We start from the raw sequence: 26,530 nt of genomic DNA on the forward strand, positions 1-26,530 counted from the left end.
CTTGCCGGGGCGCGGGCAAACGAAATAGAAGCAAGGAACGCAAGTGTTTCAAACAACGGAGCGAAAAAGCTCGAGTGCAAGACTTTCGTCGATTCGGCTGACGAGCCTCAATCCGCCACTTCCGCCCAGATCGCCAATTCGACCGCCGCATTCATTGGCAGTTCGCTGACCCCCACGGCAATGCGCGTGTGCCTTCCTGCGTCGCCAAATGCCTGAACGAGCAAATCGGACGCCCCATTGATGACCTGGGGCTGCCGCGTGAATCCCTCGGCCGATTGAACGAATCCCTCGACACGGACAATCCGTGTCACCTGGTCAAGATTGACTACACACGATTTGATCTGCGACAACGCATTCAAGGCACACAGTCGCGCGGCATGAAACGCGTCTTCTTCATGCAGTTCTTTCCCGACTTTTCCCTTGAACATCAGTTCCTTGCCCACCATCGGCAATTGGCCGCTGGTGACGACCAGATTTCCGAATCGCAATGCGGGAACATACGAGCCCAAGGCCTCGGGTGCAGTCGGAACGGTATGTCCGTGTCGGGCGAGACGCTCTTCGACGGCGCTGATCATGAAACGGACTCCTCGAATTGGGGTGGAAGCTGAACGCGGCACGAACTTCGGCAGGTGCTTTCCCCCTGAGGCGTATCACGCTTTCCGGCAAGATTCAAGACGTCGTGCAAAGTCGACATCGCCATGTGATCCACAGACGTTATCATCTGTTCGAACCTGACAGCGACGATCGACGCGTCGGGTCCGCGAATTGTCTATCCATGGAGCGAAACCGATGTTCGAGAACGAGATCGCCCTGAATCAGGCACTGATTCGTCAATTCAAAAAGACGGTGGCGGACATTCCCGAAGACGTCTTTTTCCATCCCTGCGTGGGACACGGCCACCCACCGATCTGGATCATCGGACATCTGGCCATCATTGCCGAGATGTCACAGCAGATGATTGGCGGCGCGATCTCGCACCCAGACTGGCTGCCGCTGTTTGGCCGAAACTCGTCGGACATCGTCTCACCCGAAGTTGGCCTCACAAAGGCGACAATGGTCGCAACTCTAGTTGAGAACTATCAACGACTGCGAGACCTTGCAGGTCAGGTCGACGAATCCGCGGTAGCGCGACCGCACAACATCGAACTGTTCCAGGGAACCACGATCACAACGGTGGGACACTGCGTCACACTGGTTCTTACCAGCCATTTTGGCTTCCACCTCGGGCAACTGTCGAGTTGCCGCCGAACTGCGGGATTCGGGCCGTTGTTCTAAAGCCAAATACGCGACGGCTTGCAGCGGCGCGGGCATTGTTCCCGATTGCGGTTCGCCGCGTGGCACACGACAAATGCCAAACAGGAACCCGATGAGGAGTTCCTGTTTGGCGTTTTCCGAATTGGGATCGTATCGACTCGGCTGTCAGATCGAACCGCAATCCGCTACGGACTTCAACGAGTCTGGGTGATTGGTGTCGCCGACGGCGCCTGGGCGGTGGGCAGTGGGTTCGGTGCTCCTCCGTCGTTGTCATAGTACTGAGCAGAAGGCGGCACATCGCCGGGCGACTGTGTTTCGATGGGAACAGGTGCCGTTTGAGCAGGAGGCGGAGTCACAGGAGTTGGAGCCGTGGTGCCCGTTCCATTCTGGGGTGTCGGATACCCGGTTGAAGGCGTGCCGCCGTATTCGACAGGGTACTCGGAAGATTGCCCCCAACCGAAAACACGATTGCCACGCACCCCGCTATTCCATCCATGCACACCATGCCCGCTGTAGCCGCCGTAGTTACCGTAGTTGCCATAGCCATTACGGCAGAAACCAGAGGCTTCGACAGGAGGAGGAGTGATATGCCACTGCGAAGGAATCGGTCGTGGAGGCAAACGTTCGGGCATCGGCCGCCAGTAGGGAACATGCTGATAGTAGAAGCCAAGCTGCGTGGTGTCGGTTGCTTGATAGACCATCGGTGCTTGCGACTGGCTGTAGTCCGCTCCGGCACCGTACCACTGTGAAGGATAGTACCGATCGTATTCAACGCCACGACGATGCAGTGGATACTTCGCGGGGGGCGAGTAGCCATAGTCGGGTGAATGCTTGCAATAGTGCTCGCCAAACTTGCAGCCGCGGCCTTGCGGACAATTCCCCGTGGGGCAGTTTCCGGTCGGGCAGTCACCCGTTGGGCAATTGCCCAGATCCGCACCGTTCGAGTAAACCGGGCCGTGATGACCAAAGGCGCTGACCGGGGTAACCTGCTGACCAACTCCCTGGCGGGCCGCGGTTCGCATTCGACCGTCCGTGATGCGGACGATCCCCTCGGATTCAGGGCCTTGTTGTCCGAATCCAATGCCCGCCACACCAATGGACAGCAGGAATGCGGCTGCCAAGAATCCATTCTCTTTTATGAAACTCATCGCAGTTTCCTTTTCGTCGCCGCTCGGATCGCCATCCGTGGCGAAAGCCTTGCTGTGATGCCGCATTCGGCAGTTGGTGAAGTAGTGAGCTCGAACTCGCACAAGCGAATGATTCGTCGAAGTCCGCGAAGTGATGACGCCGATCTCCAGTCCACGACGTGTCGCCGACTAGTACGCAGGATGCGAAACCGGTGTCAGGCGGCTCGAGGGAACACCCCAGCTATAGTCGTAGGTGTGCCCCACAACCGGAGCCAGTGGAACCGAAATCGGAATGCCATAACCTTGAGCGGCATAGGCCTGGCCGTCGCGGGGATCCTGGTAGTGAGGATTCACAGGATAGACTCGACCATAGTGTCCCACCCAGGGAATCCCTTGGCCGCCGCCACCCGTGGGAATGAAGTAGCCAAACTTACACTTGAAGTAGTCCAGCATCGCCTGGCCGCTACCGTTGGTGTCGCACGAACCACGGTGTTCAAAACCATGCGCGTGCATCGAATTCTGAATCGCCAGGTTATGCGACATCGATCGCTGACGAAGGCCCGACCCCCAAGTGTCGGCCGACTGCCAGTCGTGTCCCCCTCCGAAACGTGAGCCGTAGCCGTAACCGCCGTAGCCGTAACCGCCGTAGCCGTACGCTCCGTCACACACCCCATTTGGGCATGAGCCGTTGGGACACGAGCCATTGGGGCACGAAGGGCAGGGGGTGCCCATCGCAGGGGCACTGGTAGCACCGGCACTCGCTTGAGGTGCCCCGCTCGGCATACAGGAATCGGTGAGGTTCGAGGCACTGGCCATGGAGACCGAGCCCCTCATCGAATCCGCAGCCCGCGGCTTCGTAATCCGGACGATGCCGGCTTCTCCGTTATCTTGTGCGACAATCGCCGCCGTCGAACAGGTTGTGACACCGACGACAATCGCACTTTGTATCAGGCATTTCCACAAAGACTTCATCTCGCGAATCCTTCCGTTCACGCCGGATGGGCAAATGCTCAAGATCTCTCCGTCGTGGATCACTGGATGAACCGGAACGGGTATCCCGCAGCGTCAGTTTCAAAAAACGTTGTTCGACAAACGTGTCGTCGTATTTAGTAGCGGGTCCAAATCGCAGGGCCATGGCCCGCGATGTAGGCAAACCAGCCTTTAGTCGCCAGGGTCTCTTTCCGGCACCACGCATCGGGATGTCGGGAGTTGTACCGGGCGGATCTCAGTTCGGGATAATTGTCAATAAAGGCATCGTGCCAGGAATGTCGCGCCGCATACCACTGGGCATGCGACGAAAACCGCATACGATTCGGGCGAATCTCCTCAAAGGGAGGTGCCCCAGGATTGCTGACCATGCCGCCCGCCGCCACCGGCATGAGAGGCTCGGCAGACCATCCTGTCGATGACCCCGCGGCAGCCAGCAGCGTCAGCGCCAGGCTTGAGATCAGCAATTGACGATCACACATGACACGCCCCCACTCATCAATCCCATACTCGGGGAATCGTTCTCAATCGCATTCCAATCACTTGGCATTCGACTCTGGCGCGGCCGCTCTGTCCTGACAGGTTTGCGAGCATCGCCCACGGGCCCGTGGGCCAACTCAAGGCGAACTCCTCAACAGGTCAATTCAGACTCGAAGCTCTACTAGCGCCAGGATCCATGCTGAACATTCGAAGTGATCGGCGGGTGCCAGTAGGCTCCCGAGAACAGACCGGGATAGCTCGAGCGGTACTTGACCTGGACCATTGTCCCTTGCAATTCCCACTTCTCGTGCGACCGAACACCGAACGGTGTCAGAATCCAACCGCCTTTGACACGGTGGTAATAGGGCGGATAAATCGCGCGATAGGTGTGTGGATAAAGCATTTCTTGCGGGGCAAACGCCTGGTTCGTAATCACCGTCGAACCGGTCCACGCGGGAATGTTGGGACGCGGTGTCGGATACATCGGGGCGCCCAATCGGACATAGCCCGGTTGCTGAATGGGTTGAGGAACCGGAGCCGACGCTTGTGCTTGATCGGCGTCAATCGGCGTCGGAGCAGGGCCGGTCGGTCCGACAGGCTGGCGATATGAAACAGACTGTCCGTAGTACGGTGGCATTCCGACTGCGGGACTTGGAAGCTGCGAAGGCATCAGCATGGGTTGCGAGGAATCGCTGTACTGATAGGACTGATCTTGTGCGTACATGCACGGCATCATTAAGGCGGCCAAAACCACCGTGAAGCCGGCAGCCAATTGACGATGAGACATCGAATCCCCTCCCTGGGTCGCTGTCGAGACTTCCTGCCGGGCGAGACTCATTGTCTCCCCAAACGGTTCGGACTTTCGAACACTACTGAATTTCGGTTGGGATGGATCGCTGGAATGAGTCATTCCGTGTGTGTCGAACCGACTGAGCCGATTTTTGCAAAGGTTTGCGATTTAACGGCTTAAGATCAGTTGCAGATTCTTCGCAGTCCGTGTAATTGATAGTTTCAGTAAAATCGACGCACGCGAAAAAGTCACCCCAGTTTGTGACGCCTATGCACAACCGACCGACGGAAATGAGTCGGATCGGCAATTTGCACCTGAATCCGATCTGCCCATTCAAGACAACCCGCTGGCGCGTCCGACGAACACCAGAAAGAACCGCCGACAGCAGAAAATCCGCCACAATTCGATCCGCCTCCCCGCGGACGTGAATTCCCAGGCGGACGTGAAATACGAACGGAGTTGAAATTGGCGAAGCGCACATCCGCGAACGGCAACGGCGACAAAGGACCGGAAGTTACAGACCGAATCGAATACGTTCCTCTCAGCCAAGAGACACGGCGACGCTATCTGAACTACGCCATGTCCGTGATCACCTCACGGGCACTGCCCGACGTCCGTGACGGTCTAAAGCCGGTCCAGCGCCGCATCATCTATACGATGTACAACGATCTGCATTTGACGGCGGACGGCAAGACGCTGAAATGTGCCAAGATCAGCGGTCAGACGATGGGCGATTACCATCCGCACGGCGATTTGGCCATCTACGACGCCCTAGTTCGCATGGCCCAGAACTTCAGCCTGCGCTACCCCCTGATTCACGGTCAGGGAAATTTCGGTTCGATCATGGGATTGCCTGCCGCGGCATCTCGTTATACCGAAGCCAAAGTCACGGATATCGCTGAACGCCTGGCAGAAGAACTCAAGTTCCAAACGGTCGAGATGCGGCCCAGTTACGACGGACGCGAAAATGAGCCGATTGTTCTGCCGGCTCGGTTTCCCAACCTGCTGGTAAACGGAGCCTCCGGAATCGCCGTCGGCATGGCGACAAACATTCCGTCGCACAATCTCGGCGAAGTGATCGCGGCCTGCGTGCACCTCATCGAAAACCCCGAAGCAGAAACGAAAGATCTGCTGAAGCACATCAAAGGGCCGGATTTCCCGTTGGGTGGCCGAATCGTCACCGATCGCAAAGACTTGCGCGCCATTTACGAAGAGGGGCGAGGGGCGATCAAGGTTCGCGGCGAATGGATGATGGACAAGGACAAGAAAGGCGGCGGCGAGAATCGCGTCGTCATCTATTCCATTCCGTACGGCGTCGAATCGGGAGCTCTGGCCGCGGAAATCGGGGCCATCGTCAACACGCGAAAACTGCCGCAACTGCTCGATTCCAACGACGAAACCGACAACAAACACGACTTGCGAATCGTTCTGGAACTGAAGCCCGGCTCCGATCCTGAACCGGTCATGACCTACTTGTTCAAGCACACCTCGCTCGAACAAAACTTCGGCTACAACGCGACCTGCCTGATTCCAGATGCCCACGGCGTGATGATTCCCGCGAGACTGGGTCTCGTGGAAATGCTGCGAGAATTCCTCAAATTCCGCCTGACGACCGTCCGCAAACGCTTTGAATTCGACCTACGACAACTCGAACAGCGCATTCACCTGCTCGACGGTTTCGCCATCATCTTCAACGACCTGGACCGGGCACTGAAGATCATCCGGAACAGTTCCGGCAAACGCGATGCCTGCGACAAGCTGCTGAAGGCGTTCCCATTGCTCGACGAAGAGCAAACCATGTCGATTCTCGAATTGCAGCTTTACAAAATCTCGCAATTGGAGATCAATTCGATCATCGGCGAACTGACCGAAAAGCGCGCCGCCGCCGAGAAGATCCGTAAGATCCTCGCGTCCGAGAAGAAGTTGTGGAACGTGGTGCAAACCGAACTGCAAGAGATTTCGACCACGTTCGCCGACAAACGCCGGACCGCCATCGGCAGCAGCGAGGAAATCGTCGAGTTCGATGCCTCGGCCTATATCGTCAAAGAAAACACGAATGTGGTTCTGACGCGTGAAGGTTGGGTCAAACGGGTCGGACGCCTGCAAAGTGTCGAAACGACGCGCGTTCGCGACGGCGATGCGGTGCTGGATGTACTGCCCGGCAGCACGCTCGACAACATCGTCTTCTTCGCCAGCGATGGCGCCGCCTACACCTTGCCGATCGAACTCATTCCCGTCTCATCCGGATACGGTGAACCGATCTCGAAACATGTCAAACTGAGCGATGGCGTAAGCATCGTGGCGGCGATGACGACCGATGCCCGGTTCACACCGTCAGATCAGGACATGGGCGACGAACTGCCGCCCGCGCCGTATTTCCTGGCGCTCACTGCACAAGGACAGATCATGCGTCTGCCGCTGTCGCCGTTCAGAGCGGCCTCGACCAAGGCGGGACGAAAGTATTGTCGGCTGGTGGACAATGATCGTGTCGTCTGGGTCGAACTGGTACGCGATGCCACGTCGGTGTTCGTCGCCACGCAACAGTCGCGCATCATCCACTTCGCGATGGACGAAGTTCCCATCCTGTCGGGAGCCGGAAAAGGCGTTCGCGGCATCAAACTGAGTGACCCCAAAGACGAAGTCCTGGGTGGTGCTCAGATGGCGCGCCCCAGCGACTGCCTGCGTGTCCAAACATCGGCCGAGAAAATGCTGGTGTTTGGCCAGATGAAATACGAAATCACCTCGCGCGGCGGCAAAGGAATTCGTGCCGCACAGCGCAGCACATTCACCCAAATTGTTCATCCCGAAATCGTCCTGATCGACTGGGCCGCAATGGAGGCCGAAAAACGCGAATGACGTTGGCCGGGCAACAGACAACACAGCCGCGGCTCAAAGGTTTTCCCTCCTGACTTGTGTTCACCTTTGGGAACGCCGCGGAATCGAGACCATGGCCCCAACATCTAAAGCCTGACCATGATTGTTCATTCGCAAGAAACCCGCACGCGATCGTCGATCGACATGCTGAACGGCCTCAAGTTCGACTTGCACGGAAGTTTTTATGTCCAACGCTGAATACACTTCAAAAGATATCCAGGTTCTTGAAGGACTCGATCACGTCCGCATGCGTCCTTCGATGTACATCGGCGGCACGGATACCCGCGGGCTGCATCATCTGCTGTGGGAAATTGTCGACAACAGTGTCGATGAACATCTGGCAGGGCACTGCAACGAGATCATTGTCACGTTGCATAAGGATGCGTCGGCCGTCACGGTCGACGACAATGGCCGCGGAATCCCCGTCGACACACATCCCAAGACCAAAAAGTCGACTCTCGAAACCGTGCTCACAACGCTGAATGCCGGGGGAAAATTTGATAGTCAGGCCTATGCACGCAGTGGTGGTTTGCACGGCGTGGGCTCGTCCGTGACGAATGCACTGTCGATCGAAATGGTCGCCACCGTTCGTCGTGATGGCTATGAATGGACACAGCGTTACAAACGCGGTCGCCCCACCACGCCGCTCAAACAAGTCAAGCCGTTTCGCGGTCATGGCACGATCATCTATTTTCGCCCGGATGACGAGATCTTCTCCAAGACCACGTTCAACCACGACACGATTCGCCAGCACCTGGAAGATATTGCCTACATCCACGCCGGCCTGAAGCTGACGTTCATCGACGAACAAAAGAAAGAGAAGCTCGAATTCTTCCACCCGGACGGCATTGTTTCGTACCTGGCCAAGATTCTGTCGGAAGGGCAAAAGAAGGCGATCCACGAACTGCCATTCTCGGCCTCACGCGACGACAGCCAGGCCAAGATCGAAGCGGTCCTGCAGTGGACGGAATCGACCGACGAACAACTCCGCAGCTACGTCAACGGGATCCGTACACATGCCGGCGGAACGCACGAATCCGGCTTCAAATCGGCAATCGCCAAGGCCGTGCGGAACTACATGGAAGTTCACGACATCAAAATCAAGGGCGTCGTGATCGAAAACAGTGACATCCGTGAAGGGATGCTCGGCATCCTGTCGGTCTTTCTGTCGAATCCAATGTTCCAGGGCCAGACCAAAGAAAAGCTGAACAACCCCGAAATGACCGCCGCCGTTGAAGGGATGGTCCGCCCGGCGCTCGAAACCTGGTTGAACAATAATCCGACGATCGCCGACGCGGTGATTGGGCGAATCGTGCTTGCCGCCCGTGCCCGTCAGGCCAGTCGCGAAGCCGCCACTGACGTGCGGAGAAAAACGTCGACGACACGTCGTACCAACCTTCCCGGCAAACTGATGGACTGCCGTGCCACCGACCCGGCGGAAGCCGAACTATTCATCGTCGAAGGTCTGTCCGCCGGTGGAACCGCCGGCATGGGCCGCGACAGCCGTACGCAAGCCATTTTGCCCCTGCGCGGAAAGATCCTGAATACCGAGACGCTCGCAACGTCGAAAATCCTCGAAAGCCAGGAAATCAAGGATCTCGTTGAAACCCTCGGCACCGGCCTCGGCCCCAACTTCGATATTCGGCGACTGCGATACGATCGCATCATCCTGATGATGGATGCCGATAGCGATGGCTATCACATCAGCACGCTGCTGCTCACGTTCTTTTTCCGTCACATGCGCGAACTGATCATCAACAAGAAGCTGTATCTGGCCCAACCACCGCTCTACAAGATTCAGGTGGGAACTCAGATCCACTACGCAAAAGACGATGCGCACAAAGAAGAAATCCTGGCCAGCCTGCCTGCGAATCGAAAACCTGAAATCGGCCGATTCAAAGGTCTGGGCGAAATGACCGCCGTGCAGCTGAAAGAGACGACTCTCGACCCGAAAACACGAACCCTGCTGGCGGTGGACGTCGACAGTCTGGTCGAAGCCGATCAGACGTTCTCGCAACTGCTTGGCAAGGACGCGAGCGAACGTTATCGAATCATCATGAGCGAAGCCAACCTGGTCGACGACCTGGACGTCTGAGCGATCGCCTACGAATTCACCCGCGATGAATTCCTTCGTTTCCTCCTCGTTCCCAAGCTCCCGCTTGGGGACGCTCATCAAAAACCCAGAATGGCTGGGCCCCCAATCCGTTTACCCGCAGCCGATGATTTTCACCGCTCGGCGGTGTACAGTACTGCGCGAAGCCGTTGCCGTCGGCCGCGGCACAGACGCAACTATGCAACGAATCAAGGAGTGGTCGATGCGCATTCTGACAGGTTTGTGTTGTCTCGCGGCGTTAAGTCTTGTCGGACAGTCCGTCCACGCGTTCCCGTCAATTCCCGGCTACTTGAAGGACGGCTATAAAGACGACGCCGACTACAAGAAATTCAACGAAACCGTCGAAGCCTTGAAGACGAAATGCGATGTCTGTCACAAACCCGGTGCGGACAAGACGGCAAAGGGGCACGGCCTGAACGATTTCGGTAAGGTCTACCACGATCGCTTCAAGCACAAAGATTTCACCGCGGCGAACAAAGACAAGAAGACCGAAGAAGCGATGAAGATCTTCAAAGACGCCTGGGAAAAGTCGGTCACCGAAAAGAACGCCGACGGCAAGGTCTTCCTGGAACTGATCAAGGAAGGCAAGCTTCCTGGTAAGAACGACTGACACCATCGTTCGCGCCTCAGAAGACGAGATGCTCACAAACGCCACTGCTGGCTGCGTCCAGCAGTGGCGATCTTCGTAGAACGATCGCATCTGATGGAACACGACGTGGCGGCGCAGTTTCGTGGTCTTCAACCGAAGCGTCGATTTCCAGCGTTTTGAAAACGACATTCCGAGATCCGTGACGATGGATGACCTGCTGACGAATCATCGTGTCCGCCCCATTTTCGTCGGGACGGCGATTCTCGTCTTCCAACTCGTCGCGTTCGTGACATCCGCCGAAGAAAAGCCCGCCCATCTGAAACCGATTGGCGGTCGCTGGTACATCAACGACCAAAACCGCGAAAAGCCCATCTACCTCTACCGGGACGACGATCGCTATCTCGATTTGTTTTCGTATCACGCACAAGATTCCAACAACGATGGCATCGAGAACATCAAGCTCAGTCACGACGACAAGTGCCTGATCATGAAAAGCCAGGGATACCCGAATCATCCCACGGCCATCTTTCCGAATAGCGATAACCCCAATTCGATCCGCATTCAGCAGTTCACATTTCGCCTGCCACTCGAACCAAAACTGGCCAACACCATCACGCGTTTGCCGATGGGTCCGATTGGAACCGCTCTCAATGGAGTCGTGTTCTTCAACCCGTTCGAAGCCGGAGGCATGAACGCCGTCGAGGGATACTCCGAGGTCTGGCTGGATTCGTGCTGCGGTCATCCCGCCCCCAATGGGATCTACCACTATCACAAGTACCCAAGCTGCGTGAAATCGCCGTTCACTGACAACGGAAAACAACACTCGCCCGTCATCGGGTTCGCCTTCGACGGTTTTCCGGTCTATGGTCCTTATGAGTCCGCCGGTGTGCTGGCCAAAGATCTGGACGCCGACAGCGGCAAGGGGCTCGACGTCTGCAATGGCCATTCCGACGAAATCCGTGGCTATCATTACCACGTCACGCCCGGTCGCTTTCCCTATATTTTGGGCGGATATTCAGGCGTCGTCGAACCCTCGAACAATCATGAATTGCGGCGGCCACGGCAGGGAGCGATCGAGAACAACGCCAAGCCAGGCACGACCATGAATCAAGTTCTCGCGTCCGTTCGCCCGGGAACCGCCTCACGCGGAAAAACGCACACAATTCAGCTGGAACTGAACGCCGTAACGGCCACGCGTCATCGTCTTCCCGACGGCAAGCCCTCCTGGGTCCAGATCGGTCCCTACGAAGCGAAGACGATCTCCCGACAAGGAAATCTCGTATCGGCCGAAATCGAGATCCCCTCCGACGCCACGTTAGGTGTCCTGCTCGACTGTCACCTGGAGTTTACAGGGCAGGGGGGAGGTCGCCCCACGGTCTTCAAGAAAAATGACGCATTCCGAGTCGTGGAATGAAATCTTGAGCATGCCACGGCTCGGCGATGAAACCGAATTTCTCTGATCCGTGCCTGTGCGGGGTATACAATCCGGCCGTTCCTTCAATACCATCATCGACCGTGAGATCGGGTCACGAAAGGCGCTCGACTTCGATCTTCAGGATTTGATGCCCAGGCGGGGCGCCGTTCAAGAGATTCATGCACGATGAAATTCAGATTTCCAATCGTCATCATCGACGAGGATTTTCGGTCCGAGAATACATCTGGTTTGGGAATTCGCGCGCTGGCGAACGCCATTGAAGGCGAAGGCATGGAAGTGCTCGGTGCCACCAGCTATGGGGATCTGTCCCAGTTCGCACAGCAGCAAAGCCGCGCTTCGGCATTTATCCTGTCGATCGACGATGAAGAATTCACGCCGGGCCCGGAACTCGACCCCGCCATCGTCAACCTGCGTGTGTTCATCGAAGAGATTCGCCGCCGCAACGCCGAAATCCCGATCTACCTTTACGGCGAAACCCGCACCTCGCGCCATATCCCCAACGATATTCTGCGCGAACTGCACGGCTTCATTCATATGTTTGAAGACACGCCCGAATTCGTGGCGCGACATATCATCCGCGAAGCGAAGGCCTATACCGACAGCCTGGCGCCGCCGTTCTTCCGTGCGCTCGTCCATTACGCTCAGGATGGATCGTACTCGTGGCACTGTCCCGGCCATTCCGGCGGTGTCGCATTTCTAAAGAGTCCCGTCGGACAAATGTTCCACCAGTTCTTTGGTGAAAACATGCTGCGAGCCGACGTCTGTAACGCCGTGGAAGAACTCGGCCAGTTGCTCGATCACACCGGCCCCGTCGCCGCGTCCGAACGCAACGCCGCGCGCATCTTCAACGCCGATCACTGCTTCTTCGTCACGAACGGAACGTCCACCTCGAATAAGATGGTCTGGCACTCGACCGTCGCGTCGGGCGATATCGTCGTCGTCGATCGCAACTGCCATAAATCGGTCCTGCATTCGATCATCATGACCGGTGCCGTCCCCGTCTTTCTGACGCCGACGCGAAATCATCTGGGGATCATCGGACCGATCCCACTGGAAGAATTCCGCCCCGAAAATATCCAGAAGAAGATCGAAGCCAACCCATTCGCCAAAGCCGCTCAGGCCAAGCACCCCGAACGCAAGCCGCGGATCCTGACGATCACGCAAAGCACGTACGATGGCATCATCTACAATGTCGAGACGCTCAAGCAGTTGCTCGACGGCAAGATCGGCACGCTGCACTTCGACGAAGCCTGGCTGCCGCACGCCACGTTTCACGACTTCTATCGCGACATGCACGCGATCGGAAAGGATCGGCCGCGCCCCAAAGAATCGATGATGTTCGCCACGCATTCGACGCACAAACTGCTGGCGGGAATCTCGCAAGCGTCGCAGATCCTGGTGCGCGAGTCGGAAACGCAAAAGCTCGACCGCAACATCTTCAACGAAGCGTACCTGATGCACACCTCGACATCGCCGCAATACGCGATTATCGCCTCGTGCGACGTCGCGGCCGCGATGATGGAACCGCCCGGCGGAACGGCGCTGGTCGAAGAATCGATCGTCGAAGCACTCAACTTCCGACGTGCGATGCGCAAGGTGGCCGACGAATGGGGTAGTAAAGACTGGTGGTTCACCGTCTGGGGCCCCGATTCACTGGCCGAAGACGGCATCGGGCACCGCGACGACTGGCTGCTGAAAGCCAACGAAGACTGGCACGGGTTCGGCAACCTGGCGCCGGGCTTCAACATGCTTGACCCGATCAAGGCGACGGTCATCACGCCGGGCCTCGGTGTCAGCGGAAAATTCGCCGAGTCCGGGATTCCGGCCTCGATCCTGACCCGTTACCTGGTCGAGCACGGGGTCATCGTCGAAAAGACGGGGCTATACTCGTTCTTCATCATGTTCACGATCGGCATCACGAAGGGCCGCTGGAATACGCTGGTGAGTGCCCTTCAGCAGTTCAAGGACGACTACGACAAGAACCAGCCGATGTGGCGAATTCTTCCCGAATTCTGCCAGCAGTATCCGCGTTACGAGGCGATCGGCCTCAAAGAACTATGCCAGCAGATTCACGACACGTACAAGAATAACGACGTCGCCCGCGTGACGACCGAGATGTACCTGTCCGACATGATGCCCGCGATGAAGCCTTCGGACGCGTTCGACATGATGGCCCATCGCGAAATTGATCGCGTCGAGATCGACCAGCTGGAAGGCCGCGCCACGGCCGTGCTGCTCACACCGTATCCACCCGGCATCCCGCTGCTGATCCCGGGTGAACGTTTCAACCGAACGATCGTCGAATACCTGAAGTTCGCGCGCATGTTCAACGAAAAGTTCCCCGGCTTCGACACCGACATTCACGGACTCGTGGAAGAAGTGAGCAACGGCAAACGCCGCTACTTCGTCGACTGTGTTCGCCAAAAATCAGAGAATGGAAACGGCAACGGCGGAAATGGAATTGGAAACGGCCACTGACGGGCATCTTGAATCTCAACAGCCTGTGCCATTCAACGTGAGGTTGCCGAGCCCGGCCAATTGCCAAGACCTTTGCTTTTCCTAGATCGCAAGCGACGTTCCCAAGCCGAGCGAGTAAACACACTTCGGTTGTCCGTCTCGGTCACCATGTTTGGCAAACTGCCGGAAGCTGCGATCACGATTTGTGCGTCTTCACTCCTCGGGCCTGTAAGGCCCGACGTGTACAAGCCCAGGGGTGCGAGCGTTTCGATCGCTCCCCTGGGTCACAGACCACGACCAAACGCCGTCCTCAAGGGACGGCAGGACTCAACCGACACGCGATTCGAATTGCCCCTGATTCCATGGGGCAAACACGGATTCGGCAACTACGGCTCCACGGGCACCTTGATCTGCTCGGGAATCAGGAACAATGCTCTCAATGGGCGAATCCACTCCAACTTTCGAGTGTGCGCTTCCGGCGAAGGGACGAGTCTCTCAATCGCCGAAGGCTCCAGAACTTGCTGCGGCGTCAGGGGAGGCATCCCCGGGATCATGTCGCTGTTATCCTCATTCTTGAACTGAACATGGGTCGCCGAAACCGGTACCAGTGCCGTCCCGCGTCCACCCTTGCTCAGTATCATTGTCGGATAGTATTCGAACGCACGGTTGGACCAGGGATCGACAATGTTCAACGAATTCGCCGTTTCGAGCAGCTCCACTAGTTCCGTGGGAAGCGTCTGATGCTCCAATCGATATGCAATTAATTCGATCCGCAAAAGCGCCGCTCGAATTTCCGTCGCACGCTGCAAGATCATTTTGCGATTACGATCCCGGACGGCGTAAGCTGCTGCAAACATTTGTCTCTGATTCTGATACGGATGGACGGATTGAACGTCCGGTTGAGAAGCGGCATGAGAGCTGAGATCCTTGAGTTGCGTCTCCAGGCCCCAGGCACCTGCAAACAAGAACTCTGCCTCGAGTTCCATCAAGGTCTTCATTCGTACTCTTTCCCATGGAAAGTACAAAATCCCAATCAGATCGGGAGCGGTTAGCGGAATCAGATGCGTGCTATCCATCACATAGTCATTGATCTGGCCGATCGAAGTCGCATCCGTCACTTCTCGATCGTGTTGATACGATGCCATGATCGCTTCTGTCGCTGTGGGAAACAGCGTGAGTTCTGCTTCGGTCAGCTTCATTCCTTCCCGAATCGACGCCGGTGTCTGAAACGGGCAATTGGCCCAATTGACGAGAGCATCCAGCACATCAAACTGCGAGCCAGACCATTTCGTCCAACTCCCGTAAAATACTTGGTCTTTCGCCAACAGCCGTGCCAGCTTCAACGTCGCGAGCAGGCTTTCCAGTGATTTGTCCCGCTCACCAGCTCGCATCTGCTCGTTCGCACGAACAAGAATGGCCGATCTGAGAGCCGTGATGGTCGACTCGTACGAAGCGGACGACGTTTTAAATGGAATACGGAGCACGTTCGGCTCGCCGTTCAAAAGGACAACAAGCTGATCCGCAAAAACACGATCGTCACCTCGACTTTGGAGGATCTGCACAACCCGGTCTCGAAACGCAATGTCATCCGGCGACGGTCGGCTCGCGGCGATCAACTCGCGAGACAGAATTCCCGACTGGATTCTCATAGTCGAATCAACGTGTGGCAGGACCTGCACTTCGTGAACACGATAGACACTGAGCGAAATCAATAGAACGAGCGGAACCGCGACCACGGCCGCAGCCAGCGTGCCGTGACGAATCCAAGATTGATCGTCCAGCATCCGAGGTCGCATCTGCCAAAACGAAATGAGCGGACATGCCAGGATCGGAATCCCCCAAAACCACCAGAGCGGCAGTTCCAGCCAATCGGTCGACAGCAGCCATGACGCCGCGATGAGGTTAAGAACCACCCCAAACGCCCCCGCGAGAATCGCGCTCTGCACCAGTGTGGCTGCGAGTTGGCCGCATCCGTAACACAGCAGGACATAGCAGACCGCCAGGTCGGGGCGAGTCATCATCCGCTGATATAGCTCCTGAAGCGGATGGGTGCCCTGCGAAGAGCCGCCTCCAAGCAGAGGATCGGCGCTGCGTTCACACCAGTATCCAACGACAAAGATGATCCCTGGAATCCAGAAGGCACGTGCCAACCACACGACATTCTTTGCCAGCCAGACGACGCCCGGTGACACACCGCGATTGATCAGGAACGAACCTTGCGGCTTCGCTCGAGACGGCTCGAACGCGAGGACCCCCATCGCCATCGGCAACGCCAGCATTCCTAGCCAGACAAGGTGGGCCCGGTGCGTAAAACTCAATAAGCCGTCCACAGGAATCGTCAATCCCGCAAGACATCCAACGGCTAAAAGAAGCAGGTGCAGGGACTCGCGATGTCGTTCGTGCCAGATCAACCGTTGCCAGGTGCGACGCCACGACTGCTCGTTCTCAATTCGCCCGATCAGGGGTCGGGCTTTCCATCGCCGCCCAGGCAAGGCTTTAAGCCGTTCGGCACACCATTGCTGGAGTCGATCAACGATGGAACCATCCCAATACCGCCCCTGCGACCAACGCCATGTCACCCCGACATCCACCACAAAAATTGCGAAGAACAGAAAATCAACGACGAAAATCCCGATGGCCTGTGTTCGTTGATTCGATGAATCTTGAAAAAAGAAATTCGAGGACAGTGCCATGATGGGAAGGAACGTCACAATCCACCACATCGCCATCGCGCCGATTGACACTAAGACGCGTCGACTTGTCAGCGAACCCAGCAACATCCACACCAGACCGAGCAGTCCGAACGGAACGAAGAACGTCTGAAGGTGTTGAGGTGTGATCCCGGCAGGTCGCATCACGACGCACGGAATCGCAATCACCAACTGCAAGGCAATGGTTGAGAGAATGGCGAAACCAAACTTGCCAACCACGAGCGCAGCGGGTGGTACGGACAAATTCAATAGCCAGTCACTTGTCCGTTCTTCACGTTCGCCAGCGAACAAGACCGCGGAACAGGCGGCCCCGTAACACATCGCCAGAATGCCAGGGACACCTGACATGATCATCGTTTTTTCGTTGCCGACAAAACAGGCGATCAAGATCTCAATGAGACAACCCAGCCCGGCACACGCGAGCCACAACGTGCGTTGAGCCCGGTATTCTTTCCAAAGGATACGCCCCACAGGTACTGCAAACATGACTGCCTCGTCGAGAAAATGAGGAAGTGAGCAGGATCATTCGCATGCAAATCAGCGAACCGCGACGCGGTCGGGGGGTGATTCATACTCAATTAAAACGTCCGACTTCATGCAGACCACGAAGATCTGCTCCAGTGACGGCGTCCGAATCTCGACATCCAGATGACTGGCCTCGTCAACCAGTTGAGCAGCCCCGAGTTCATCCAGATCACGAACCAGCATCTGCCACTGACGGGCAAGTCGCTGAGCCCCCAACAGTGATGCCCCGGGAGGCAGGTCAGGGGGGATCGTCTCCATCATATCGCATGTGATAATGACTTCCTGGACACGATTCTTCAGGACATCCAGTGACTCGAACAGCACCAGCTTCCCGCCGCGAATGATCGCGATCTTGTCGGCCACCCGCTCCACTTCCACCATCTGATGACTCGACAGCAGCACGGTGCGGCCTCCCGCTGCCACATCAATCATGCTTTCCAGAAACTCACGCCGCACCAGTGGATCAAGCCCCGACGTCGGTTCATCCAGCACAAGTAATTCCGGCTCATGCGACATCGCCAGGGCCAGCGACACTTTCCCCTGCATGCCCTTAGACAGATTCTTGATCGCCTTGTCGTTCGGCAATTCAAATTTCTGGATCAAGTGCTGATACCGCTGCTGATAACCAAGCGGATAAAATCCTGCGGCGAACCAGCCGATTTCCGCGACGGTCATCCATTCATATAGGGCAGGGCGGTCGGGCATGTAGCCAACCCGACGCCGGATCTCGGCCCCATGCAATTGGCTGTCGAGCCCCAAGACACGTGACGAACCGCCATCAGGTTTGATCAGCCCGAGCAGAATCTTCAGCGCCGTCGTCTTGCCGGCACCGTTCTCGCCCAAAAGAGCCACCACCTCGCCACGTTCGCCCGTCAGCGAAACGCGATCGAGCGCCGTCTGTCGGCCGAACTGTTTTGTCACCTGTTGAAATTCGAAGAGGGCTGTCATCGGCAACCTTTCAGGGCAAAATTCCGAGTGATGACTGTGTGAGAAATGTCACTGTGCTAGAAATGTCGAAGCCGCGCGAGATCGAATGCTCGCAACAGATGTCAGATCAGACCTCGATCTGTTCTTTTTTCCAGAGCTGATCGACCAGCGCGTAAAACTCGTCTTCCGTCAGACCGCTTTGCTTCGCCTCGACGACGACTTGTCGAATCCGCTCATGGAGTAGTTTGGTTCGATGCTTGCCGCTGCGCTCGATCGCCTGCTTCGTGACCCGCAAGCCTTCCCCGCGCATCGCCTCCAGAAACCCGTCTGCCTGCAAGTCTCGGTAGGCCCGCGCCACGGTATTCGGATTCACCGCCAACCGCGTTGCCAATTCGCGCACCGAAGGCACCAGCTCGCCCGCGCGAAGCGCCCCGTTCGCCACAGCATACTTCACCTGCCGCGCAATCTGCTCAAAGATCGCGACACCGTTCGAGGGATTGATTTCGAAAAACATGACCACCCCGCATCGAGTAGTGTACTAGACAGGTAGTACAGTAGGCATGTCAGACAAAGTTGTCAAATCTTTTTTCGAAGATTTGTTCCTCATAGCCCCTCGTCTCTCGTCACCAAGGTCCCGCATGAACGCGTCCAGGAATTTTCTCGTTACCAAGCTCCCGCTTGGTAACGAGAGGCGACCGTGTTGCACGTCTTGCAAGAAACCGGCCAAAGTCCCTCCCGCACATTTGCGATCTGGAGAAAGCATGGTCATCGTTCACAGGCCAGGGACTGGCTCATTGGATTCCCTCGTTACCAAGCTCCCCCTTGGTAACGCCTCTCGTGCCGATTGCAATCGGGCGAATGGAACGACACGGACAGGAGACTAGGGTCATCGTCGAACTCCGAACCAACAAGTTTCGCATGGTGATGATCGGAACGTTTGTCCTGATTTGGTTCCTGATCTGGATCTCGATCCTCACACAGTCCCCTGACAGCTTCACCCCGTTTAATGTGGGTTTACCGATCGGCATGTTGCTGATTTTGGGATTGTCCAGAATGTTCGGTGCGGACATCGTGAGAAAGGAATACACCGAAGCATTTCAACAAGTGTTCGGTGTCGACGGGATTGAACAGGACTTCGTCGTCCCAACGAGAGATCAGTCTGGAAATTGGTAACCGCTCGCAGTCCGAAGCGAGCGGGACAAGCACATTTCCCGGGTTTATGGGAATCCACAGTCCATCGACCCGAGCAATCCTTCCGCTGGCCGGGTACAGTCCTAGCTTTGTGTTGGTCTTGGGAGCGGTCAATACCGCGGCAGTCCTCAACTGGTCGGTGCGTCTGAACGCCATCCACGCTCGACTCAATATCCAGGCCACTTCGTGCTTGAGGCGTCATACTGCGAGATCGTGGTTTCGATCGTCCCGTATTCCTGTCGTGACTTGTTCTCGGTCGAGGGCAACGAGGCACACCCCGAGACGATTGTCAGGAACAGAATGGCTCGCAAGAAATCAATGGACTTGGTTCGCATCACACGTGCCCGCCACGATCAGTTTCGGAACAGGATCAAATCGCCATCGCGACTTCTATCGAGGGATCGAGACCGACATCAAGACGGCTTGGATATCGCCGGACCAAACCAGTTTCATCGGTAATCGCACTCGCCATGTGAAAATCGCTACACAGCAGATGTTTTGGCAATCAACATAGCCCTGATACTCGCGATAGGAATCGAGTCACTTGTGGTGAAGCCACCGACAATCGGCGATTCCTGCAGGTGCGGTCGACGGAAAAGGGTAGGTCGCCAGAAATCCGTTGTGGATTGACGGTTAAAAAACAAGGCCCTAAACAAGACGCTTTGTCATGCTTATCGTATACTGCGACCTCAGAATGAATGCGCTTGCATCTCACCGGAAGCCGTTCGATGTCCCCGCCAATCAACCATCGCTCACTCGCCATGCGTCGCGCCGCGGCATTCGTGCTGATCGTCCTGTTGAGTCTCGGACTGCCGCTAGCCGTCGTCGGCTGGTCAGTTTATTACGCGATGTCCGGAAAACCGCTCGGACACCCGACCGGGCGTGAGACCACCTACAATGGTCCATTACACCCGGGAGCATTCAACGATCACCAACTTTGGTTTACCGCGCGACGATACGTCAATCGGGCATACGCCGCGCCAGTCGCTGCGCAGATTCAGCAAATGGACATTCAGACGGGGGAAACCCGGAATGTGGGAACGGAGGCCACCAATCTGTATTACATCCCGTTACTTTTGAATAAAGAACTCTATGCCTTTGGACAGGCGATCTTCCTCAAGGTCGACGGCGATTTTCGGAAGGTCGCCGATTTGCCAGAGCGACACACCAGTTTCTTTTCGAGCTTCTTTTCCTATGAAGGGCACCTGACCACGGTGATGGAAACGAAGCAGGGGCAGTTCCGACTGCAACACCTCATCGACGGCCAATGGGTTGAGGGCCCTACGATCCGGCTGCCCCCACGAGGAAGTCAATGGCGGGATGACCCGCAAACTGGCATCCAATTGAGACCGCCAAAGCGATCGCAGCAAACAGCCTCGTCCCGAAATCAGTATTGGCTGATTGCGATCGAATTCAGGGGACAAATCCATCTGTTTGTTCGCGAGCTTAACGGTCACTTTTCCGCCTACCGGCAAGGCTTTGATTTTGTTGCTGACAAACACGATGTTGCATCCGCCTCATCACCAGAGAACCTCACCCCGACGCCCTCTGATCACAATGCGAATGGCTGGGAACCGATTCGTCCGATCAAAAATCTTGTGGATTCCGGCGACGACACCCCTCCGAACGGCTCCCCGCAGTACGATCCCAATTTTCTCCTTGGCCGAGACGACCAGATCTGGGCAGAAATGCGCTGTGATCACGACGGTCCCATCGTGATTTCCGATGTCGCGATGGGACGCATGGTACGGCGGAACCGATCCGGACATTGGATCGATCTCGAGGGTTTCAACGAGCCGAGTGAGGAAGCCTATTTCAGTCGCACGATCCTGGTCGATCAAGCAGACGGAGTTGCCTACCTTCTCGATCAGAATTTTCAGTGGAACAGCGCAGCACTTCACCGAATCGAGGGAAATGTGGTCGGCCCCCCACAGATCCTTTCACAAGGTGTCTTTGCGGCCTACCTCGCCCGATGGCGACAGATCTTCGCCGGAGTCTGCTTCGCATGGCTGCTGCATCTCGGTCTGTTGGTCAGCGGCACCACTTGGTTACTTCGTGGTCGACAATCCGGTGATTACGCGTTCGGTCAGCAACAAGTGCAACTCGCTTCGCCCACGCGACGCGCTCTGGCAAAAGCGATCGACCTGCTACTGCTCGCGGGTTCGATCACTCTGCTCGCGAAATTACAAATCACGCTCTTCAGGATTGAGCTGCCGCCGGTCAGCGAAGAGATCATTTCCAACCACCTGTTCGCTTACGAAAATGCCCTGTTTTGGGGAACGCGAAATGGGTGGCCTGAATTCCAACAACAATTCCAAAATGCCGTTCTGTCGTCGATCGAAGCAATCCACTCGTTCATAGTCCTTCGCCGAACCAGTTTGACGACGGCCGCTCTCGAACTTCTCGTTCTGCTGGGGTTCATGGTGGTCATCGAAGGCCGTTTTGGCTTCACTCCCGGCAAGTGGCTGCTACGAATTCAGACGCTCCGTTCAACATTACGGCCCTGCGCGTTCACCCACGCACTGCTGCGCACGGTGATCGACTGGTTCGACGCCCCTTTCTTGCTCACACCGATCCCAGCCCTACTCAGCATGACAATGTCCGCCAGCCGACAACGTCTGGGCGACCGGCTCGCCGATACGCTCGTCGTGAATGTCGATTCGAATCAATCGACGATGCCGGGCAGAGCAATTCCAGAACAGAATCTGTCCCCAGCCGCTCAACCAAGTGGCATCACGACTAACGAGAGATCGCATTTCACCGGTCGGTCGGCGAGTTCACCCGAATTCGATAACCCGCGTCTTTGGGTTCTTTCCCTTCAATGTCGCCTCCGTCGTCTGTCTGGTCGTAACCAAGACTCCAGATCACCACATCCCCGTTAACCTCATGACGGTAGTTCATGGGTGCCCCGGAGGGACTCATCGGATCAAACGGCACGGCATCCAAAAATTCGGGAACCAACTGCTGCAGGCTGGCGGGAAACTCGTGATGAACTCGTTGGAATTCCTGAGCCGCCAGCACCAGATCGATCATCGACACATGGGCCTCCCCAAATCGGTGGGCTCGATCCAGATCGGATGGGTGGGCCTTTTGTGGCCCGAGATCCGTAAACAGCTCAATCTCGATCAGGTGTTGACCCAATGGGCTCTGCAATGTTCCGACAAGTTGCTCGGCTTTCAATTGCCCCCAAACGTGACGCTGTTCGGGATCAAGCTCGAAGACCATCGGATACTCCGGACGCAATGCACTCCGACGACGATGCAGCGGCAGGTCGATCTGATCCAGATTGTTCACCATAAGCTGACGACAAAGCCGCATTGAAACGTCAGGCTGACCAATCGTCCACAAATAAAACCGTTTCCCAATCAACAAGGTTTGTTCGTGCAACGACGCGGTTTCCCACTGGGGATACAGAAGATTCGGAAAGTAGTCGCGTTCGGTCGTATTCTTGATCATGAAATAGTCCACCTTCATCACGTCGGATGGCATCATTCGCGTGGATGCATCTTGGGCCAGTTCTACGCGAGCCGCTCGCAATCGTTCCGCGGTTAACGAAGGATGACCGGCCCATTCCGCGATCGCGAAGTAGGTCTGGGTCCGGATCGAGCGGCCACTCCCATTGGCAACCGTCACGCCGGGCTTCTGCGCATGCCCAGCACAACGCAGGGCCGTGCGATACCATTTCCAAGCCTGCTCCAACTCGCCAGATCGCTGGCATCGCAGGGCCACCGCCACGGGAAGCCTGGCCAGCGTGCGCAGATTCTGGAGAGGCGCGATATGCACGTTGAAATGGATGACTTTCGGCGAAATCCATTGCGCTCGTTCCATCTCACTGGCGCGTTCGAACTGCGCAAGAATGTTCTCATGAGACGCAAACCATTGATCGAGACGTTCATCCCATTGAGGATCATACGCTCTGGTCGCTTGATCAACCGCACCTAACAACCAGGCGTTCGACTTGGTCCCCAGCGCCTGAAACACGACGGCATACGCCGTAAACGCATCGTCATTTGTGGGCACTTCGACGCCAATCACGTCGTCCACCACAAACGGCAACGCCACGTCGGGTACCTGCCAAAGACAGATCCAACGCACCACGAAGGGACACAACAGCATGGACACGACGATCGCGACCAACCACCTTCGCGTCGACCAATTCCACGGTTTCCACCATCCGCGGCGAACGGAATAGACCATCACAAGCACCACGAGAGAGACGTCTTGACTGAGACGTCGCTCAACATAGCGGTTCTTCAACAGCCATCGCAATTGATCGTCCGGTGTTCGCGCAGAGGGACTGATGGCCGACATTCACAATCCGAAGGGAGGGGGACAGGCACAATTTCCCGATTGATTGGAATTCACCGTCCATCGCGCCCGAGTCATTCTTCCCATTGCCGCGGGAAAATGAGTCAGTCCCCAGCCTGTGAGCGACATTGAGGAATTGAAACGGGTCCGCACCAAGAAGACGCCACGTCTTGAATCGCCCCCGCGCGATCGTTAACCTCAACCTGCGAGCGTTCACGTCTCGTCTCGGGTTGTCCACCCATCGATATTCAACAATGACGGTCACTCCGTTTCCACAGAAAAGGTTTCATGTCGTCATCAACGAACCAGACGAGACCCTGGTCGGCTCGCAAGATTGCGTTCGCGGCAATCGCTGGCCTGAGCCTCTATCTGCCCAGCCTTGTCGCATCGTGGTCGTTCACAAACGCGTTTGCAGGACTTCGCGCAGAGGCACGTCTGACCGAACGCAAGATCTTCGGCATGAACTGCATCAAAGAGGGACAAGCCTGGTTCATTTCCTCCCAGCGAAAAGAACATGCGTCGAGCTTTGAGTATTCAATCAAGCGAATCGATCTCAAAACCGGCGTCATCCACGAGACGGGTTTTCCAAAGTCCGACCAAAGCCGGGGCGTGCTTGTCATCGGAAATGAACTCTACATCATTAACTCCCGTGACATCTTTAAAGTCGTCGATGATCAGCTCACCTTAATCCCGATCGGCAGCTTTCCACCGCCGTCCACAAAGTCCTGCTCCAATCTGTTTCGATTCGATGACAAACTGACACTCATCTCGCGGCAGGACCAAGCACGGTTTCGATTGATTCATCTCGTCGACGGCGACTGGATCGAGGGCCCAGAGATACTGATGCCAACTGAAAGTCAAATTTGGAGCGACGAGCCAGAGTTTGTCCAATCAGTGCAGGACGCCGATCCGAAAGTCGAAAACGATCAGTCCCTCTTTCTCAATGTCGTTCAAGACAAGCAAGGCGTGATTCTGTTCTTAACGTCCAATTGGAGAGCGCATCCCACCTTTGGAGCCTTCAAAACCCGCCATCTCGTTCGTCGCGGCTTCCCGTTGGTCGAAAATCAGGACAATGCGCCGCCGGCGCGACACTCTGATCAACCGACACCTGACGCCACAGACTGGGAACTCACCACCACGATGATGCCAAATGGCAAATCCGCCAGACTCAACGTCTCGATTCAGTCCATTGAATCCGATGCGAATGGACCGTTACTGAGCTTTTCAGGACTGAACTCCCAAAGGATGTTTGCGACCACCCGAATTTGTCGCCGCGGCGCGGATGGGCAACTTCGGGATCTGGACGGCCTGAACCCCGACACCAACTGCCTGACCGTTGTTGATCCGTCCGATGGCACGGCATACCTCATCGAAGAATTGGCGGACCACTGGAATTCGGTGGCGTTTCGCCGAATCGTCGGTGATACGATCCAGCCGGCGTTCTTGTCCTTCGGCGGTGGGGCAGGGGCCTACATCGTGCGATGGCAATACCTGCTCGCGGGGCTGCTTGTCGCCTGGATGCTGCACTATCTGATCATGCTTGTCGCGTCGGCATGCCTCGCGATTGACGTACCACGCTCCCGTTATGAATGTGACATGCATACGGCCACGATTGCCCCCATCTGGAGACGCGTCGGCGGAGCGACAATCGATCTGCTGGTTTTCGTCGTCACGCTGATTGCCGTGTGGTACGGGCTGACCGCCGTCTCGGGAGTTCCCTGGACGGATGCCGACGACGTACGTACTGCGGATCAACTGAATGAAATTCACTATTTCACAGAAGCGTGCCTGGGGATGGTGAATCGAATGGAACTGGTCTCTGATCGTTACCTCGAACAGATGCTCACCACGATGACTCGATCCCTCTCAGACGGAGCCGGATTTTACGCCAGGTGGATCGGTTTGGCACTGGTCGTCTGCGGGTTCAAATGGATCGTTGAGGCCTACCGCGGGATCACTTTGGGGAAGTGGCTTTTCGGGACGCGAACGGCAAGCTCCACATTGACTCACCCTGGATTACTCGGAGTGAGCCTCCGCACCGCCCTGTGCCCGTTCGACTTCTTCTTCCTCCTGACGCCCATTCCGGCAATCGCCTTCATGTGGCTCTCAAGCCAACATCGCCGCCTGGGAGACCATTGCGCCGACACCATCGTGATTCGCGCCGGCTCGATTCGCACTGCAGACTGGTATCGTGAATCCCTCGAGACACAATGACATGTCCGTAACGCTGCAAGAGATTGCAGACCTCACATCCTCGTTTGTTGGAGTTACTCACAATGATCGCTCCTGACAAGCCAATGGTATCGATCACGACCGAACCTCTTATCATTGAGAAACAATCCGAATTGTTGAACTGGGTGCGACGGCTCCAGGTGATCGCAGGCTATTTGATCATCAGTAGCGTGACGATTCCGTTTGCGGGCCGCTACTGGTATGGCGAATTACCCATTCTCGCCCTGATTCAACTCCCCAAACTCTTGCCCGCAGAGTGGCTGCGAACGCATGTTGTGATGCCACTCATCCGCGCGCTCGGGATGTCTGCAGGTTCATTTTCGCCAGACTACCTCATGGCCAGGCCGTACGCATTACTGCTGTCCTACTTGATTCCCGCCGTCATCCTCGCGGGATTACTGGCCACCAGCCACCCACCCGGCAGGACCATCTGGCGATGGTATTTCATCGTGGTTGTCCTGATGACGATTGACGGTATGGTCATGCTCGCTTTCGGCAACACTCGGACTTTTACGATGTATTAACCTCGT

At 56.4% G+C, this 26,530-nt stretch carries 19 protein-coding genes; 10 read left to right on the forward strand and 9 right to left on the reverse strand.

Annotated elements, in window-relative coordinates:
• Nucleotides 1-107: 107 nt before the first annotated feature.
• Nucleotides 108-575 (reverse strand): RidA family protein, encoded by a 468-nt coding sequence (locus OSO_RS0129810; protein WP_010586611.1) that lies wholly within the window; start codon nt 573-575, stop codon nt 108-110.
• A 214-nt stretch (nt 576-789) separates the two neighbouring features.
• Here OSO_RS0129810 and OSO_RS0129820 point away from each other — a divergent pair, with 214 nt between their 5' ends.
• On the forward strand, nt 790-1,275 hold the full coding sequence (locus OSO_RS0129820; protein WP_010586612.1) for a DinB family protein: 486 nt from the start codon (nt 790-792) through the stop codon (nt 1,273-1,275).
• A 173-nt stretch (nt 1,276-1,448) separates the two neighbouring features.
• On the opposite strand, the gene OSO_RS0129825 is transcribed toward OSO_RS0129820, so the two are convergent.
• The 4 genes from OSO_RS0129825 to OSO_RS0129850 all read right to left on the reverse strand — a co-directional run bounded on the left by OSO_RS0129825 (nt 1,449) and on the right by OSO_RS0129850 (nt 4,635).
• The gene (locus OSO_RS0129825; protein WP_157605527.1) at nt 1,449-2,402 is read right to left on the reverse strand and encodes a hypothetical protein; all 954 of its coding nucleotides are present in this window, start codon (nt 2,400-2,402) and stop codon (nt 1,449-1,451) included.
• A gap of 168 nt (nt 2,403-2,570) precedes the next feature.
• Nucleotides 2,571-3,353 carry a hypothetical protein gene (locus OSO_RS51060; protein ID WP_010586614.1) on the reverse strand — a complete coding sequence of 261 codons (783 nt, stop codon included), beginning with the start codon at nt 3,351-3,353 and terminating at the stop codon, nt 2,571-2,573.
• Between the two features lie 134 nt (nt 3,354-3,487).
• On the reverse strand, nt 3,488-3,850 hold the full coding sequence (locus OSO_RS0129845) for a hypothetical protein (RefSeq protein ID WP_010586615.1): 363 nt from the start codon (nt 3,848-3,850) through the stop codon (nt 3,488-3,490).
• A gap of 179 nt (nt 3,851-4,029) precedes the next feature.
• Complete coding sequence (locus OSO_RS0129850; RefSeq protein WP_010586616.1) at nt 4,030-4,635, reverse strand: hypothetical protein; 606 nt, start codon at nt 4,633-4,635, stop codon at nt 4,030-4,032.
• Between the two features lie 468 nt (nt 4,636-5,103).
• On the opposite strand from OSO_RS0129850, the gene OSO_RS0129860 reads away from it, so the two are divergent.
• From OSO_RS0129860 to OSO_RS0129890, 5 genes are all read left to right on the forward strand, one after another.
• Nucleotides 5,104-7,494 (forward strand): DNA topoisomerase (ATP-hydrolyzing), encoded by a 2,391-nt coding sequence (locus OSO_RS0129860; protein ID WP_050986261.1) that lies wholly within the window; start codon nt 5,104-5,106, stop codon nt 7,492-7,494.
• A gap of 202 nt (nt 7,495-7,696) precedes the next feature.
• The gene (locus OSO_RS0129870) at nt 7,697-9,607 is read left to right on the forward strand and encodes a DNA gyrase/topoisomerase IV subunit B (RefSeq protein ID WP_010586619.1); all 1,911 of its coding nucleotides are present in this window, start codon (nt 7,697-7,699) and stop codon (nt 9,605-9,607) included.
• 220 nt (nt 9,608-9,827) lie between these two features.
• The gene (locus OSO_RS0129875) at nt 9,828-10,235 is read left to right on the forward strand and encodes a hypothetical protein (RefSeq protein ID WP_157605528.1); all 408 of its coding nucleotides are present in this window, start codon (nt 9,828-9,830) and stop codon (nt 10,233-10,235) included.
• Nucleotides 10,236-10,419: 184 nt separating this feature from the next.
• The gene (locus tag OSO_RS0129885) at nt 10,420-11,628 is read left to right on the forward strand and encodes a YHYH protein (protein ID WP_010586622.1); all 1,209 of its coding nucleotides are present in this window, start codon (nt 10,420-10,422) and stop codon (nt 11,626-11,628) included.
• A 186-nt stretch (nt 11,629-11,814) separates the two neighbouring features.
• Nucleotides 11,815-14,127 (forward strand): arginine/lysine/ornithine decarboxylase, encoded by a 2,313-nt coding sequence (locus OSO_RS0129890; RefSeq protein ID WP_010586623.1) that lies wholly within the window; start codon nt 11,815-11,817, stop codon nt 14,125-14,127.
• Nucleotides 14,128-14,492: 365 nt separating this feature from the next.
• Here the strand turns inward: OSO_RS0129890 and OSO_RS0129895 are convergent, their stop codons facing one another.
• From OSO_RS0129895 to OSO_RS0129905, 3 genes are all read right to left on the reverse strand, one after another.
• Nucleotides 14,493-17,303 carry an ABC transporter permease gene (locus OSO_RS0129895; RefSeq protein ID WP_010586624.1) on the reverse strand — a complete coding sequence of 937 codons (2,811 nt, stop codon included), beginning with the start codon at nt 17,301-17,303 and terminating at the stop codon, nt 14,493-14,495.
• A 51-nt stretch (nt 17,304-17,354) separates the two neighbouring features.
• The gene (locus OSO_RS45735; RefSeq protein WP_010586625.1) at nt 17,355-18,290 is read right to left on the reverse strand and encodes an ABC transporter ATP-binding protein; all 936 of its coding nucleotides are present in this window, start codon (nt 18,288-18,290) and stop codon (nt 17,355-17,357) included.
• Between the two features lie 106 nt (nt 18,291-18,396).
• Nucleotides 18,397-18,783, reverse strand: a complete 387-nt coding sequence (locus OSO_RS0129905) for a GntR family transcriptional regulator (RefSeq protein WP_010586626.1) — start codon at nt 18,781-18,783, stop codon at nt 18,397-18,399.
• 404 nt (nt 18,784-19,187) lie between these two features.
• On the opposite strand from OSO_RS0129905, the gene OSO_RS0129910 reads away from it, so the two are divergent.
• Nucleotides 19,188-19,442 (forward strand): hypothetical protein, encoded by a 255-nt coding sequence (locus tag OSO_RS0129910; RefSeq protein ID WP_157605529.1) that lies wholly within the window; start codon nt 19,188-19,190, stop codon nt 19,440-19,442.
• Between the two features lie 185 nt (nt 19,443-19,627).
• Here OSO_RS0129910 and OSO_RS51065 read toward each other — a convergent pair whose 3' ends face one another.
• Complete coding sequence (locus OSO_RS51065; RefSeq protein WP_157605530.1) at nt 19,628-19,795, reverse strand: hypothetical protein; 168 nt, start codon at nt 19,793-19,795, stop codon at nt 19,628-19,630.
• Nucleotides 19,796-20,188: 393 nt separating this feature from the next.
• Here OSO_RS51065 and OSO_RS0129925 point away from each other — a divergent pair, with 393 nt between their 5' ends.
• The 3 genes from OSO_RS0129925 (at nt 20,189) to OSO_RS0129955 (ending at nt 26,524) form a co-directional block, all read left to right on the forward strand.
• Complete coding sequence (locus OSO_RS0129925) at nt 20,189-22,342, forward strand: RDD family protein (protein WP_157605531.1); 2,154 nt, start codon at nt 20,189-20,191, stop codon at nt 22,340-22,342.
• 1,714 nt (nt 22,343-24,056) lie between these two features.
• Entirely contained in the window at nt 24,057-25,982 is a 1,926-nt protein-coding gene (locus OSO_RS0129950; protein ID WP_010586632.1) for an RDD family protein, read from the forward strand.
• Between the two features lie 62 nt (nt 25,983-26,044).
• Nucleotides 26,045-26,524, forward strand: coding sequence for a hypothetical protein (locus tag OSO_RS0129955; protein ID WP_010586633.1), 480 nt, complete (start codon nt 26,045-26,047; stop codon nt 26,522-26,524).
• Nucleotides 26,525-26,530: the final 6 nt, after the last annotated feature.

The sequence above is a fragment of the Schlesneria paludicola DSM 18645 genome, from assembly GCF_000255655.1.
In the GTDB taxonomy this organism is placed as follows: Bacteria; Planctomycetota; Planctomycetia; order Planctomycetales; family Planctomycetaceae; genus Schlesneria; species Schlesneria paludicola.